We start from the raw sequence: 15,453 nt of genomic DNA, 5'->3' as shown, positions 1-15,453 counted from the left end.
TCATCAATGAATCCCGATTTTATTTTCCTTTTGCAAACCAGTACTTTCTCCAACCGATTAGCAGGATGGCTAATACTGCAACCACCATCAGATAAACCCACCATCTGACCGACTTGTCAAAAACCATTGGACTCGGATCTCCCATCAAAATCAACCCTGCCCAAAAATCAGGAGACAATTCTCTTCCTTTGGCAACAGTCAGGTAGTGTAACTTCGCTTTTTGCAGGGCTTCAGCTTTGTCGAATCCCTTGGAAAGGTTTTGGTAAAATTCCTCCACGATGATGCTGCTTGCCTTTTCATCGATCTTCCAGAGTCCGATCAACAAGCTTTCGCTGCCGGCGTAATTAAAAGCATGGGCCAAAGAGACCATTCCTTCCCCCGGATCGAAGGTATTCTTGCCTGTTTCACAAGCTGTCAACACGGCTAATTTTGCGCGCAAATCAATGTTGTATATGTCAAAAGCATACAAGGAGTTGTCTTCAGGAAAACTTTCCTCTTTTGATTCTTTGGAAAAAATGAGTTTGGAAAAAGCCGGACTGAGGTTGTTGGATTCTGCATGGGTGCCGATGTGGATGATCCTATTCGAGCCTGCTGATTCCTTGAATCGGGAAACCGTGGATTCATCTTCGACAAAAAGAGATCCTCCAAACAGCGACTTCACCTTCTTGACCAAAGCCAAGGTAAAAGGCTGTGGTATCAGGGTAAGATAAGCCCGGTCCATGTAGAGGGAATCCTTCAGGCCGGACAAATAATCGGTTTTCATCCTGTCAAAAAATCCGGGAGCGAATGCCACAAAATTGGATTTATAGCCGGATTCTGGTTTGGATTTTTGAAGAAGCAGGGAGCTATAATGGTAACTGATGCTATGCTTGGCCAATAGGCTTTTTTTAGCCAATTCACTATAAGACTTGATCTTAGCGGGTGTCAAAATCTCAAAACTCAGATTAAAGAGCTGCCCATCCGGGATGATAATCAGCTTTTGGTTTTGGATCATGGCTTCGAGAGGCCTCCAAAGTGATTGGTACAGTTCATCAAGCAGTTTAAAGACCACTTCCTCTTTGTTCCAGTTTAGTTGAAGGTCTGCAATGTGGTTCTTAACCGTCTCAAAATCCAAGGAAATGAGCTTTTTTTGGTTTTTGTCCATCACCACTGCGGCAAGGTTTTCTCCTACAAAAATATACCTGATTACCGTTGTTTTGTCAGGAATGTTCACCTGAATGTCATCTATGGAACTTGAAATATTGGCATATCTAAATTGGAAATAGGAGGGATATGTAATCTTTAGCATGTCAAGGTAATCATCCCAATCTTTACTGGCTGCAAGGAAAGGAGTAATATCCGGAGATTCCTGATTCAGAGAATTTTGTAGGTTGGTTTTGAGCAAATCTTCCTTTTCCTGTATTTCGGTTGGGATATCGGCAAACCTGATGTTATCCACTTTCTGCAATCTGGCGCGGACTTTATTGTATAGTGAAGATTCATGTTTGCCCAAAAAATCATCCAGGTATTTTTCATCTCCGGTAAGTTCATGCAGTTCGAGGTCGATTTTTTTGGAGAAATCGAACAAGTCCCTGTTTTCGGAAAGCAATAAATTTAGGTCCTCATCCGTGCCGAGAGCGGTTTTCCTTCTTTCCAAAATCGAAATGGCTTTATCCATCCTGATCTTTATTTCCGAGAGGAAGCGAACATCCCGTACAGGTTGGAGCTGATAAGATGATTTTGACTGGAGGAGAATGGCGCGGGGTTTTTGGGTCTCGGTCTGGAGTGAATCCAGCCAAGTCATTTCGGAATCGTACCTGCCATCCATTATCAGGAGTGCTTCCTCGCTGAGACGGAGGGACTCAGGATATTCTTGGAGCAAATAATGGATTTCTGCAAGGTTCAATATTTGATTGAAAGCAAGGAGACTGTTTTTTCCCTGATTTTGGATGACATAGTCCAAGCCTTTGTTGGCGGTCGTTTTGGCTTCTTTTCCCAATCCGGATTCTGCATAAAAAAGAGAGGCATTGGTCAAAAAACCGAGGTAGATATTGTCAAATTCTCCTTCGAGAAAGTCCTGATACACCCTTTCGGCCAACTTGTAAAAATGAAGTGCCTCACTGTCCTCTCCTTGAGAATCTTTGATTCTCGCCAAAGCGTAATAAGCATCTGCCTGCCAATAAAGATAATCCCCTCCCAGCCTGTCGATCAGGGAGAGTCCTTCCAGCAGGTAATTTTCGGCCAATTCATTTTCCCGAATGTCATAATAAAGTTGGCCAAGGAGAATCTGGGATTTGAATACTTCGGGACTTTCGGGACCAAAACTTGATTTCTTTTGCTCAAAGGCATACTCCAACAAGTCCTTTGCACGGGAATAATTACCCAATCCCTTGTGCATCCCGGCGAGGTTGTCAATGGCCTGGTATTGGAATTCCTTTCCTTTTGCGATTTCCTGCACATCTGACATTGCCGCGATGTAGTCTGACAGGTGGTCGATGGTCTGTTCCATGGACTTGATGCCCGCTGAGGTTTTGCCTAAAGCGGATTGAACTCCTGCCAGGTTATTAAGAACCATCGCAGGTCGGTAGTGCTTGTTTCGGGGAGTGTCGCTCATGTCTCCAAACTGCTTCAACGCTTTCAAAAAGTAATATTCCGCCGAATCCATCCTGGCCCCAAACCAATGCATATTTCCCAGAGCATTATAGCTCAGGTAGAGAGATTCAGCATCTACCTTTGGTTCTTTGCGGTAGAGTGATATTGCTTGATGGACATGTACTTTGGCTTGGGCCCTGTTTCCAAGATAGAGGGAAAGGGTTCCCATATTATTCTGGATTTTTCCCAATTCTTTAAAGGTAGTTTCCGAATCTTTTTGCCCCCAATCAAAGGCAGATTGGTTGGCTTGATAAGCAAGTTCCAATTCCCCGATGTATTCATAAAAGCCCGCAGCTTCCCGGTGGATTTGTTTGTTGAGTTTTGGGGAATGGTTTTGGGAAAGAAAATCCGAAATAAACTTTTGGACTTTTGCGATCCCTTTTTTTTGACCGGATTTTTCCGTTTCCACCCTTCCGATGTAGGAAGTATACAGGGGAAGAGAATCAATTAGCCCATATTGGTAGATGGATTTTATTTGGGCTTTCAAAGCTGAGTCCGCCTGGAGGGAATGTTTTTCTTCCAAGGCCCGGTCAATCCACTCCAATCCTTTTTGCCCGACCTGTGCAAAACCTTCCGGTAAGCTAAAGGCAAAAATTAACAGAAAAAAAAGGTTCCGGCTGTGGTTCATTTTGAAAAACATGCAGTAAGAAAATAATTGGCCAAACCTTTAAAGAAACCCAAAAGAGAATAAGTCTTTGAAGATTTGGCCAAAATGAAATTAGTGAAATCTATGGAAAATATTGTAATTATGCCAGACCCTAGTCTTCTATTTCAATCACAATATTGGCCCTTCCCCCATATGCTGCATAGCTTTCTTCGATTCGGGGAATTGATGAGCCACATGAAGAATTCATTGGCCCAGACCCCCAAGATCTTCCGATGGTAAAATAATAGTTTCCTCCCACGATTTGAAGCGCATCAGCTCCCGGAAACCCATAAGTAACAGGCGGTGCTTGACCAGGAAGCCAACTTCTGGTTCTGTTTTCCCAGCTTGATGCTTTCTTGAATCCATAAAAAGTGACTGTGTATCTTTTGGCTTTAGGGTGAACCGGAACCAATGCGATCATATTGACACCGACATTACAGCTCTTATCTGTACTGATATCCCATGATCTTGTCTCCAATGCGACATCGAGGATAATTTTATTGGGATCGTTATCGATTTTGATGACCCCTTTTACCGTTTCTCTCAAAGTCCATTCGGTGTCAGCTTTGGCCTTGAAATAAACGCGGGCTGTGATAGATTCCTTGGCTTCTCTCACTTCCTTGTCAAGCACTTCATAATTCAGGGCATTGCCCATGGTTTTAGCACTTTTTAGCGTTCCATTAAATTTCCCATAAGCTCCTGGAGTTTCCCATTCTACCTTATAATCAAGTGCTCCATTTGGCACGATATCGTTTACTCCATCTGTCCGCTCAAGATATAACCTGACGCTTTGCCCACCTTGAAGTGTGATGTTATCCGGCTTCATGATGAGCTTGAGCTTCATGACGTTGATTTCGGCTTCCGCATCGCCGATTCTGGTCAGTGTAGTTCCTTTTTTGGTAAACACTTCTACTTTGATGATATCAGGATTGCTATCATCCGAAAGGTCTGCAGCTTTGGTATCACTTCTATACATCATCGTTGGAGTACTTGTTTCTACCGCTGTACTCTTTTTGTTTTGGTGCCATAGGTAAATGAAATCGCCCGGCGTAGACCATTTGTAGACAAAAGATTCTCCTTCCGCAAGTTTTGTCTGGGTTTCTACCTTGACACTATAATATTTGGAAGTCACGATCGACTCCTCGTTTGGAGTCATCACAAGATCGTCAGCTTTTACTTTGACTATAAACTGAGAATTGTAATCAGACAATTCAATGTGGTCTAAAAGAAACTTGTAGTCTACTGCTTTGAGGACAAAGTCAACCAATTTCATTGCTTTTAATACGGATTTGGCTTTTTTGGATATTTCCTCTGCAGTTTCAGTGACCGAACCGGGCTTGTTAGCTTTGATGATTTCCAGTCCTCCTAAAGTCACTGCTTCTACCATGTCATCAAATTGTTTGTTTGGGAATTCCGTGAACCCCATCCATATTGTTGCTTTAAGGGCATTCATATATTCACCTTTTTCAAGATGTTGCTGTATTGCAGGGGAGGCTTTAACAAAAACATCAAGAATCCAGACCAAGTCTTTGAATTTCTTAGATTGACTACCAAATAAAGTATCATCAAAACCTATCATGTCAAAAATGAAAGGTATAACAAAGTCTAGGGCAAAAGTCTCAAGAATTAACTGGTCAAGTTTTGCTTTTTCAGCATTTGTTAGGCTCAATCCATCAAGATTTCCTGTCCCGGGGCCAACAATCCTTATTTTGTAAGTAGCCTCGGATTCTGAATCCTTCAGGGGGAGATTCATAGGTCCATTTTCAGTCATTGCAAAATCAGCACCTTTTCCCAGAATGGACTCTTTTATTGTTCCTTGAAAGGAGTTGACGGCAACTCTAGGATTGACAGGTATATCTTTTTCGGAAACATCAGCTCCTTCAATAGTATATTTGAGTGTGGTTTCTACTCCCTCTTTGTCTTTGAATGCGGTTTTGTAAGCAAAAGCATGAGCCCTTCTCCTCCTTTCATTCCGAATTTTGACGTTTTGGTGATCCAATTCATAGACTTGAAGACCACTTTTAAATCCTTTGGTATCTACATCGATTTGTTTGGCCCGGATATCGATGGTATCAGCAGGGGCAAAAGTTTTTAGGTAATCAGTAAGGGAATTCATAAACCCTCCATTCCTGATCATTTCAGGGTTTTTTGAAAATTCCTCCGAAATGGATTGGGTGAATTCCGGCATTCCATCCATTGTAGGATACCCTTCCAGAAATTTCTTTTTGATTTCAATAGGTTGGAGAGAAACCCCCAAACCAAAGTAAACCAACACAGATGCAGTGGTTTCAATGGATATTTCCTTCTTGTTATCGGTGATGAAACCCATCATCAGGGAATTGCCAGTTTCGTCCACCAAAAAAGCCAATTTCGTTGAGCCCGTAGCGAACCTAACTTTGGATTTACCTGCGTTGTCGACCGGATATTCAGCAAATCCTGCCAGCAGTTTTGTTTTGGAAAGGTCGATGGAAGTTCCCGGGGGTAATATCACATTGACATCAGTTGTTGGAAAAACCGATTGTACAGGACCTGTACCGGTATTGAGATTGGGGTCGATTTCTTCCTCATTGCAGGAACTTACAAGAGATATGAAAATGAAAAGGGCTAGTAAAAATTTGAGGTTCTTCATATGAATTATTGTTTGTTAAGACCTCATCGTATCAATCCAAAAATGTCATCAACCTTTTGGAGATTTTTTGTTAATATTCCTTTTCAATTGGATATGATGAAAAAATACCTCCTCCCACTTTTGATTCTTTTGGCCTGTGAAGGCAAAGAAGTTAGCCCTCCGGTTCCCGTGGAGCCAATTCCCTCCCCGAGACAACTTGCTTGGCATGAGCTCGAATACTATGCTTTTGTGCATTTCAACATGAATACTTTTTCGGATATGGAATGGGGAATGGGAGATGAACTTCCTTCTGAATTCAACCCGACCGCTTTGGATACAAGGCAATGGGCAAAAGTCGCCAAAGAAGCCGGAATGAAAGGGATCATCATTACCGCCAAGCACCATGATGGCTTTTGTCTTTGGCCTTCCGGCTACACCGAGCATTCGGTAAAAAATTCTCCTTGGAAAGATGGCAAGGGTGACCTGATCCGTGAACTGTCGGAGGCCTGTAAGGAATACGGGCTGAAATTCGGGATTTATTATTCCCCTTGGGACCGCAACCATGCCGATTATGGAAACCCGGAATACATCACTTATATGCGAAATCAGTTGACCGAATTGCTAAGCAATTATGGGGATATTTTTGAAGTTTGGTTTGACGGGGCAAATGGCGGTGACGGCTATTATGGAGGGGCCAATGAAGTGCGGACAGTGGATAAGTTGACTTATTATGACTGGGAAAATACATACAATCTTGTCCGTGAATTACAGCCCGGAGCCGTGATGTTCAGCGATGGTGGACCCGACGTACGTTGGGTTGGCAATGAACATGGGTTTGCATACGAGACCACATGGGGAAATCTGATGCGGGATTCTGTTTACGCCGGGATGCCTGACTATCCGGAGAGATTTGCTTCTGGCCAAGAAAATGGGACGCATTGGGTTCCGGCGGAGTCAGATGTCTCGATCAGACCGGGTTGGTATTACCATGAATATGAAGACCACAAGGTTCGGACCTTGCCTCAGTTGTTGGAGATTTATTACAAAAGCATCGGTCAAAACAGTTCTTTGCTGATCAACTTTCCTGTCGACAGACGGGGTTTGATCCATGAAAAAGACGTGGAGCAGGTTATGAAACTTGCGAATAAAATCAGGGAAGACTTTGCTGTCGATCTGGCCAAAACCGCAAAAGTAACCGCGAGCAATGAACGGGGAAAAGGATTTGAGGCAGTAAATGTGATTCATGCTGACAGGGAAAAATATTGGGCTACGGAAGATGGGGTGATTGAGAGCAGTATTGTTTTGACGTTGACAGAACCGACTTTGATCAACAGGTTTGTGGCACAGGAATATATCCCACTTGGACAGAGGATCAAGTCTTTTACTTTGGAAGTGGAAACAGAAAAAGGTTGGGAGCAAATCCATCAGGGAACCACGGTGGGAATCAAAAGGATTTTGAGGTTTGATGATGTGATGGCAAAACAAGTCCGGTTTACCATCACCGATGCTAAAGCCAGTCCTACGATTTCCAATATCGGCATATTCTATGCGCCAAAGCTCGTCACCGAACCGGAGTTGATCAGGTCCAAATCAGGGGAGGTGACACTCCAAGTTCCTGAAAAAGGAGTGGGAATTTACTATACTATAGATGGTTCTGAACCCAATGAAAACCGTATCAAATATGAAAATCCGATAGCCGTTTCTGAATCAACCACCCTCAAAGCAATGGCCTTTGACAGTCAAAGTGGAAAGAAAAGTGAGGTTTTGGTCCGTAACCTGGATATACCCAAAGCCAAATGGAAATTGGTCAACAAAGACGAAAAAGCCGCGAAAGTAATTGACGAAGATTCACAGACCTTTTGGCAGAGTGAGCAAAACGAAGTGGTCATTGACTTGGGAGAATCAATTAATATCAATGGTTTTACCTATTGGCCACCACAGAATAGATTTATGAGCGGGGTCATTTCGAAATATGTTTTTGAGGGCAGTATGGATGGAAAATCCTGGAAGACTTTGACCTCAGGGGAGTTTTCAAACATCAAGAACAATCCCATGGAGCAGGTGGCCAGGTTTTCTCCTTCCCAAGTCCATTTTATAAAACTCAAATCCCTTTCCACAACAAATAACCAGCCCGCTTCTATTGCTGAGGTCGGTGTGCTGACAAAGTGAGGGTTTAATTTTTAAACCACAGATTTTCACAGATGAGCACAGATAAAAAATAACCTCAAAGTTTTTTCAATATCCCTTTTGAGCTTATGAATCGTGCAATAATTGAATAGATAAAGGATAAAGTATTCCAAATATCTGTGTCCATCTGTGGTAAAAACTTTTGCTTCACCACAGATATTCACAGATGAACACAGATAAAAAATAACCTCAAAGTTTTTTCAATATCCCTTTTGAGCTTATGAATCGTGCAATAATTGAATAGATAAAGGATAAAGTATTCCAAATATCTGTGTCCATCTGTGGTAAAAACTTTTGCTTCACCACAGATATTCACAGATGAACACAGATAAAAAATAACCTCAAAGTTTTTTCAATATCCCTTTTGAGCTTATGAATCGTGCAATAATTGAATAGATAAAGGATTCCAAATATCTGTGCAAATCTGTGTCCATCTGTGGTTAAATATTTTCCAATAAACGACATTAGTCGACTAATTTCATAATCAATTTGAATTTGTTTGATATTTTTAATCTCACAAAAATTTTGGTAAAATGGACGATATCAATTTAATCACGAAGGAGATAATCGGAAAATCCTTCAAAGTTTCAAACACCTTGGGAAATGGTTTCTTGGAAAAAGTTTATCAAAATGCCTTATCCTATGAATTGACAAAAAGTGGGTTGAATGTCAAGCAACAATATCCCTTGGAGGTCTTTTATGAGGATAAGGTAGTGGGAGAATATTTTGCAGATTTATTAGTTGAAAATAAAATTATTTTGGAATTAAAAGCTACCAAAGCATTGGAGGACATCCACCTGGCCCAAATACTAAATTACCTCAAAGCCTGCGACATGAATTTTGGCTTATTGATAAATTTTGGTACACCAAGAGTTGAAATCAAAAGGGTAGTCAATAATTATTAGAATTTTTTTAAAGGATACTTTACCAAGCATTTGGTCTGATCCTTTTCTACCACCTGTTTGATAATCACTTTATAATAATCGGCTATGAAATTTCCCTAAATCGTTTTACCTTATTCCCCGATTCATTTTACAACCCTAATGACCTTACCATGAAAAGAAGAGACGCCCTCCGGAGCCTTGCCTTGATTACCGGTGGTTTGGTGTTGGTGCCATCCTGTGATTTCTCCAAGGAAGACATCCTCGCCGCCTACCAAAATCTCCAAATTACCCCTTCCCTCCAACAGTTATTGAAAGATATTGCCGGAACTATCATCCCGGCAGGAAGCATCAAAAGTGCTGCAGACATAGAAGTGCAGGATTTTATCCTTGTCATGGTCAATGATTGCATTGATACAGAAGGTCAGAAATCCTTTATGCAGGGACTGCAGGGATTTGAAGATTTCAGCAAAAACAGCGGCGGAAGTGCCTTTTCAAAATTGAATCAAGCGGGCCGTGAAGCTGTGGTGAAAGCTGCTTTGGCAATAGAATTGCCCGAAAATACCAAACCTGAAGATCCTCAGAAAGCCACCAAAGAGTTTACCGGAATGGCAAAGCGCTTTACCATACAGGGATTTATGATGTCAGAATACATCCAAACCCAAGTAAAACCCTATTCCCTGATTCCTGGGGATTACCAGGGAGCAGTATTAATCTCAGACCTCAAACCCGAAAGAATCAATGGCTAATCTCAATATAGACGCAGTAAAAGAAAGAACTTTCCAGGCTATTGTCATTGGCTCTGGCTTATCAGGGAGTTGGGCAGCAAAGGAACTTACCGAGCACGGTGTCAAAACTCTGGTGATAGAAAGAGGCCGCGATGTCAAACACCTCAAAGATTATCCTACTACAAACATGCTTCCCTACGAGTTTGAACACCGGGGACAGCTCACCCAAGAAATTCAAAAAGAAAACCCGATCGTCAGCCGCTGTTATGCTTTCCGAGAAGATGCAGCGCATTTTTTTGTCAAAGACAATGAGCATCCGTATGTGCAGGAGAAGCCTTTTGACTGGATCCGTGGATATCAGGTCGGAGGCAAGTCTTTGCTTTGGGCAAGACAGGTCCAAAGATGGTCGGATTTTGATTTTGAAGGTCCTGCAAGAGACGGTTTTGCTGTAGACTGGCCGATCAGGTACAAGGACATCGCACCTTGGTACAGCCATGTTGAAAAATTTGCGGGTGTTTCGGGCAACAAAGACGGATTGGCAAGTTTACCCGATGGTGAATTTTTGCCGGGTTTTCCATTGAACGTTGTCGAGGAATATTTTCAAGGCAAACTTAAGGAGCATTATGGAGATGAGCGCCACATGATTTTGGCTCGCTGTGCCCACATCACAGGTAATTTTGATTATTACGCCCAACAAGGAAGGGCCAAATGTCAAAGCAGAAATCTCTGCCAAAGAGGCTGTCCTTTTGGAGGCTATTTCTCGGCCAATTCATCCACCATCCCTTGGGCTGAAAAGACCGGAAATATGACTTTGCGGACTGATGCGGTAGTACATTCCATCATATATGATGAAGAAAAAGGTAAGGCAACAGGTGTCAGGGTCATCGATGCCCATACCAAAGAAATGGAGGAATATTTTGCCGATGTCATTTTTGTCAATGCGGCGGCATTGAATACGAACCTGATCCTGCTGAATTCTACTTCGACCCGTTTTCCAAACGGACTTGGCAACGACAGCGGTCTGTTGGGTAAATATGTCGCTTTCCATAATTATCGCGCAGGAATCTCCGCCCAATATGAAGGTCACTTGGAATATACAACCCAAGGCGGAAGACCAACTTCAGGGTATTTTCCACGATTCAGAAATCTCAAAACACAGGAGACCGATTTCTTGCGTGGTTATGCAGCCGGATTCGGAGCCAATAGGGGATCTTATGCTGACCAAAACAGTATCGGCATGGAACTGAAAGAGAACCTGCTCAATCCAGATAAATACGGACCTTGGAATGTCGGGTCACATATGATGGGAGAAACCATTCCGAAGGAGAGCAACTACGTGGCCTTGGATCCAAATTCAAAAGACCCTTTTGGCATGCCTCAGTTGAAAATCAATGTTGATTACGATGACAACGATGAGAAAATGATCAAGGATTATTTGGAACAGATGACAGAGATGTTTGAAAAAGCAGGCTTCACCAATATTAAAACCCGTGACGACAAGCGTGCCCCGGGATTGGATATCCACGAGATGGGCGGCGTAAGGATGGGAAAAGATCCAAAGACTTCTTTGCTCAATGGCAACCATCAACTCCATGCCGTTCCCAATGTCTATGTGACCGACGGCGCCTCTATGACCTCCACGTCTACACAAAATCCATCATTGACATATATGGCTTTTGCAGCGCGGGCTGCCCATCATGCGATGAAATTACCAAGTATCTAAAATGCGAGATCTATTCCCTTTCTTATTTCCAAAAACATAAAATAACCCGGCATTGACTGTGATAAATTGCATTCGTGTCCGGTAGGAAGAGCCTGCATGATATTCATGAATAATGTCAGGCTGAGCAGCACTTGCGAAATCAAAAGACACATTTTCTCCCCTGACAGTCGTGTTGCTGATGGTAGGTTCATCCAAACTCATGTACCTTACTTCCCCACCATTCAAATGGTTAAGCCGGATGTCAAAGAGGAGTTTTCGTCTTTCTAATGATTTGAATGGATAGCTTAAATCAAACCTGAACCCACCACCTAGGAGAAGATAGGAAGTCCTATCACTGACTAATGTCGAGGATTCTAAGGGTTTTGGGCAATCTGAAGTAAATTCTTCTCTCGGATCAATAATTGACAAATCGGTGGAGATATAGCTAAACCCACCCCCAAAAAACAGGTAAGGCTGTACGAATACGTTGTTTAAAATGTCATACTTTAGGTAAGCACTGTTGTTGCTAAAAATATTATATATCTCTACGTTGACATTTCCTTCGTATCCATTATTGAAGCGGTATCTTTCTTCACGCTTTTCGTAGCCATAGCCTGAAGCAGCAAATTGAACCCCTATACTGAGGTTGGTTCTAGGAATGCGGTAAGCAACATCTGTCGACACACCATGCCCTGCACGATTGATATAATTACTCATCGGACCGCGAGGGGTAGAGTTAAGGTATCCAAATCCAACCTCAAACTGTGCCTGAGATATAGTAGGAGCCAAAACTAAAAGCATCAGAAAAGAAATGAGAAAAATAAGTCTGTTTTTCATAAATTTCAGGTTTAAATGAGAATTATTTTCATAGAATAAGTCCTGGAAATGAATACTCAATCGAACGGATTTAACATAAAAAAAGATTTCAATTAACTAAAATATTTATGTGAGAAATCTCTAAAAGCTGATATATTATTTCTGTTTGGTTAGATATGAGAGAATTATCTTCAATGCAAAATGGCATACTAAGAATTTATATTCGTTTCGACCAAAACACTCCATTAATTAAGAGCCTTCTTTTATTGCCCTCAGGCATTCTTTGGCTAATGGGATGAGGTAGGATTATTGGCTTTTTCAGATGTTTTCTTGAAGATCCATCAGCAAGCTTCAGTATATCGCAACTCCTCTTTTGACTTCAATGGCTTTTGAAGATCGGGCTGCCCATCATGCGATGAAGAACTTTGGTTGATCCAACTTTCCTTCGTAAAACAAAAATCCCGGTCAGGAGTACCTGACCGGGATTTTTTATGGGTTCAAATTAGAATTTCAATTCTAAGCCATTACCTCAATTTCTTCCGAAACGACTTCTTTTTCCGAAGGCCTTCCGGCTGCTTTTAAGAAATCATAGTGAGATTTGAGCGCAGAGCCAAAGGTGGCATTTTCATTATAAGGTAAATCAAAATCCTCAGCTGTTTGCTTCACAATTTCAGAAATCTCGACATAATGGATATGACAGATATTGGGGAATAGATGGTGTTCTACCTGTAGATTCAATCCACCGCAAAAGAAATTTACCACAGAATTGTTTCTCGCAAAATTAGCCGTAGTCCTCATTTGGTGGGCTGCCCAAGTTTCTTCAATGTTTTCAGCACCTTGGGGATTTGGCATCTCGGTATCTTCTACCAAGTGAGCCAATTGGAATACCAAGGCTAGAACAAGACCTTCTGCAAAATTCATTGCCAAAAAGCCTATCATAAATTGCCACCATGTGATGTCCATCACTACCAAAGGAATGATGATGAACAAAGAGTAATAGACTAACTTATAAAAGAACAGGTTGAAATATTCAATTTTAGGATGCTTATTGACGTGTGATCCTATTTTTTTCTGGAAAAATTTCACATAGTCTTTTCTGAAAAACCAAGACAAAGAAGCAAGGGAGTACAATGCAAAAGCATATATATGTTGGTATTTGTGGATGGCTTTCAGGGGTTCTTCAGGAGAAACCCTAACCAATCCAGGAGCTACATCGAGGTCACCATCATGACCAATAATATTGGTATAAGTATGGTGGACTTTGTTATGTGTAATTTTCCAGACGTACACATTAGCTCCGATAATATTAAAGAGGAACCCGAGAGATTTATTGACAAGAGGATTCTTGGAATACGAACCGTGGAGGGCATCATGACATACATTGAATCCAATGAAAGCCATGTTCATTCCTAAGGCAATTGCCAAAAACAACGATACTATCGTCGGGAAAACTTCGAACAAAATCAGGAAATAAAGCCCTACAAAGGAAGTTAGATAGAAAATGGTTTTGATAACCATCGCCGTATTGGCGTACTTTGTAATATTGTTTTCTTTGAAATAGTCGTCTACACGTTTTTTGACTGTGACAAAAAACTGGGAGTTTCCTGAATCAAGAAACTTAAGGGATGTATTCATAATTTAATTTTAATCTTTTGGTTAATTGTTATCATCAACTAGTAGAGCTTGTAAATGTTTTTGATAACTAGTAGAGCTGTATATGGGTGATAAATTAATTTCAACAGCTGAGTGCAGGAAAAATAAATTTAATCTGTTCCAAGTACGCCAAACTTGGCCGCATTTCCGAATATTTAACAGATTGTTTTAGGAAATTAAGGAGAATTAACTTTTGATGCCCAAAAACCTAGCCAATAATTCCTTTTAGATCTGCGGGCGAATAATTGATTGATTTCAGGGTTTTTCTGTCTTCCTTCCTGTAGACTAGGAAAAGTTCCCCCTCTTTTTCGTAGTGACAATCCACACCTTGACTTTGATAGTGGGTTACGGTTTGCTCAGCCTCAGTTACTGTTTTGCATGCCTTGCTCATATTGGACCGCTGGACTTCATCAAACAAATCCTTGAATTTATCAGCCAATCCAAATTCCAAAATAGCTCCTGACAACACATATTGGATGTCACAAAGTGCATCTGCTATTTCTACGATGTCCCGGTTTTTGATGCCTTCTTCAAGTTCTTTCAATTCCTCGGCAATAAGAGAAACCCGCAACTGACAGCGCTTGGCATCGGGAATTTGTGGCTCAGGCAAAATCGGGTGTTTGAATGTCTGATGGAAAGCTGCTACAGAAGTGAGGCTTTTGGGATCTTGCATAATGGTGTTTTTGATTTGATTTGAAAGGCGCAAAATAAAAAAACGGAGCCGTAAAACCCCGTTTCCTATATAAAATGTGGATATATTCTTAAGCTCCTTTCACGATTGTGTTGTAACGGTCGCCGACAGCTTTCCAGTCAATCACATTCCAAAATGCAGTCAGGTAGTCAGGCCTTCTGTTTTGATAATTGAGGTAATAAGCATGCTCCCATACATCCACTCCTACCAAAGGAATTCCCTGAAACTCTGATACGTCCATGAGTGGATTGTCCTGATTTGGAGTACTTCCTATCTGAAGCAGGTTGTTTTTGTCCAAAACCAACCATGCCCATCCTGAACCGAATCTGCTCTTACCTGCATCTTCAAATTTGGTTTTGAAATCTGCAAAACTTCCGAAAGCACCGTTGATGGCCTCAGACAAATCGCCACCCGGTTCTCCTCCACCTGTCGGAGACATGAGTTTCCAATAAAGCTCGTGGTTATAATGCCCGCCACCGTTGTTTCTCATTTTTGTTGAATATTTAGAAATATTCATCATTACTTCCTCAAGGGGTTTGCTAACATCCACACTTTCCTCTGAAGCGGCTTCACCAAGGTTTTTGGCATAAGCAGCGGCATGTTTGGTGTAGTGGATTTCCATGGTCATGGCATCGATATGTGGTTCAAGTGCAGCATAGTCATATCCTAATGGAGTTTGTTCAAAACCCGTGCTGAGCAGGACAGATGCCTCTTCTTTTTCTTCACCTTCTCCGCCGCATGCGGTCAAAAATGCAGAGCCAATCAATGTGCTCCCGATTCCCAGGGCGAAAGTGGCTTTGGAGCTATGGCTTATAAAAGTTCTTCTTGAAACATTGTAAGTCATCTTTTTCATAGAGATTTATTTCCTTTTAAATGGATTTTCAAATTTGAATCGACCAACAAGTTAACC

General features: G+C 41.6%; 10 protein-coding genes. 4 read left to right on the top strand and 6 right to left on the bottom strand.

Annotation, left to right across the window (positions count from 1 at the left end; genetic code table 11):
- Positions 1–19: 19 nt before the first annotated feature.
- Positions 20–3,259 (bottom strand): CHAT domain-containing protein, encoded by a 3,240-nt coding sequence (locus MMU05_RS07470; protein WP_241141050.1) that lies wholly within the window; start codon positions 3,257–3,259, stop codon positions 20–22.
- 130 nt (positions 3,260–3,389) lie between these two features.
- The gene (locus tag MMU05_RS07465) at positions 3,390–5,906 is read right to left on the bottom strand and encodes a hypothetical protein (protein WP_241141049.1); all 2,517 of its coding nucleotides are present in this window, start codon (positions 5,904–5,906) and stop codon (positions 3,390–3,392) included.
- A 96-nt stretch (positions 5,907–6,002) separates the two neighbouring features.
- Here MMU05_RS07465 and MMU05_RS07460 point away from each other — a divergent pair, with 96 nt between their 5' ends.
- From MMU05_RS07460 to MMU05_RS07445, 4 genes are all read left to right on the top strand, one after another.
- On the top strand, positions 6,003–8,054 hold the full coding sequence (locus tag MMU05_RS07460; RefSeq protein ID WP_241141201.1) for an alpha-L-fucosidase: 2,052 nt from the start codon (positions 6,003–6,005) through the stop codon (positions 8,052–8,054).
- 551 nt (positions 8,055–8,605) lie between these two features.
- Positions 8,606–8,977, top strand: a complete 372-nt coding sequence (locus tag MMU05_RS07455; protein ID WP_241141048.1) for a GxxExxY protein — start codon at positions 8,606–8,608, stop codon at positions 8,975–8,977.
- 149 nt (positions 8,978–9,126) lie between these two features.
- Positions 9,127–9,702: a gluconate 2-dehydrogenase subunit 3 family protein gene (locus tag MMU05_RS07450; protein ID WP_241141047.1), complete on the top strand. Its 576-nt coding sequence runs from the start codon at positions 9,127–9,129 to the stop codon at positions 9,700–9,702.
- Positions 9,695–11,404 carry a GMC oxidoreductase gene (locus MMU05_RS07445; RefSeq protein ID WP_241141046.1) on the top strand — a complete coding sequence of 570 codons (1,710 nt, stop codon included), beginning with the start codon at positions 9,695–9,697 and terminating at the stop codon, positions 11,402–11,404. Before MMU05_RS07450 ends, MMU05_RS07445 begins: the two co-directional genes overlap by 8 nt.
- Here the strand turns inward: MMU05_RS07445 and MMU05_RS07440 are convergent.
- From MMU05_RS07440 to MMU05_RS07425, 4 genes are all read right to left on the bottom strand, one after another.
- Complete coding sequence (locus tag MMU05_RS07440; protein ID WP_241141045.1) at positions 11,390–12,220, bottom strand: hypothetical protein; 831 nt, start codon at positions 12,218–12,220, stop codon at positions 11,390–11,392. The two genes, MMU05_RS07445 and MMU05_RS07440, sit on opposite strands and share 15 nt — an antisense overlap.
- A gap of 495 nt (positions 12,221–12,715) precedes the next feature.
- Positions 12,716–13,834, bottom strand: a complete 1,119-nt coding sequence (locus tag MMU05_RS07435; RefSeq protein ID WP_241141044.1) for a fatty acid desaturase family protein — start codon at positions 13,832–13,834, stop codon at positions 12,716–12,718.
- 226 nt (positions 13,835–14,060) lie between these two features.
- Positions 14,061–14,525 carry a nucleoside triphosphate pyrophosphohydrolase family protein gene (locus MMU05_RS07430; protein ID WP_241141043.1) on the bottom strand — a complete coding sequence of 155 codons (465 nt, stop codon included), beginning with the start codon at positions 14,523–14,525 and terminating at the stop codon, positions 14,061–14,063.
- Between the two features lie 88 nt (positions 14,526–14,613).
- Positions 14,614–15,396, bottom strand: a complete 783-nt coding sequence (locus MMU05_RS07425) for a superoxide dismutase (protein WP_113923386.1) — start codon at positions 15,394–15,396, stop codon at positions 14,614–14,616.
- Positions 15,397–15,453 lie beyond the last annotated feature (57 nt).

Origin of the sequence: Cognataquiflexum rubidum (genome assembly GCF_022538115.1) — a bacterium.
Lineage (GTDB): Bacteria > Bacteroidota > Bacteroidia > Cytophagales > Cyclobacteriaceae > Cognataquiflexum > Cognataquiflexum rubidum.
This window is presented reverse-complemented; position numbering and strand designations above follow the sequence as displayed.

Coding starts and splice junctions, on each gene's coding strand:
- MMU05_RS07470 (WP_241141050.1), bottom strand. CDS start 3,259: ATGAACCACAGCCGGAACCTTTTTTTTCTGTTAATTTTTGCCTTTAGC.
- MMU05_RS07465 (WP_241141049.1), bottom strand. CDS start 5,906: ATGAAGAACCTCAAATTTTTACTAGCCCTTTTCATTTTCATATCTCTT.
- MMU05_RS07450 (WP_241141047.1), top strand. CDS start 9,127: ATGAAAAGAAGAGACGCCCTCCGGAGCCTTGCCTTGATTACCGGTGGT.
- MMU05_RS07455 (WP_241141048.1), top strand. CDS start 8,606: ATGGACGATATCAATTTAATCACGAAGGAGATAATCGGAAAATCCTTC.
- MMU05_RS07425 (WP_113923386.1), bottom strand. CDS start 15,396: ATGAAAAAGATGACTTACAATGTTTCAAGAAGAACTTTTATAAGCCAT.
- MMU05_RS07430 (WP_241141043.1), bottom strand. CDS start 14,525: ATGCAAGATCCCAAAAGCCTCACTTCTGTAGCAGCTTTCCATCAGACA.
- MMU05_RS07435 (WP_241141044.1), bottom strand. CDS start 13,834: ATGAATACATCCCTTAAGTTTCTTGATTCAGGAAACTCCCAGTTTTTT.
- MMU05_RS07460 (WP_241141201.1), top strand. CDS start 6,003: ATGAAAAAATACCTCCTCCCACTTTTGATTCTTTTGGCCTGTGAAGGC.
- MMU05_RS07445 (WP_241141046.1), top strand. CDS start 9,695: ATGGCTAATCTCAATATAGACGCAGTAAAAGAAAGAACTTTCCAGGCT.
- MMU05_RS07440 (WP_241141045.1), bottom strand. CDS start 12,220: ATGAAAAACAGACTTATTTTTCTCATTTCTTTTCTGATGCTTTTAGTT.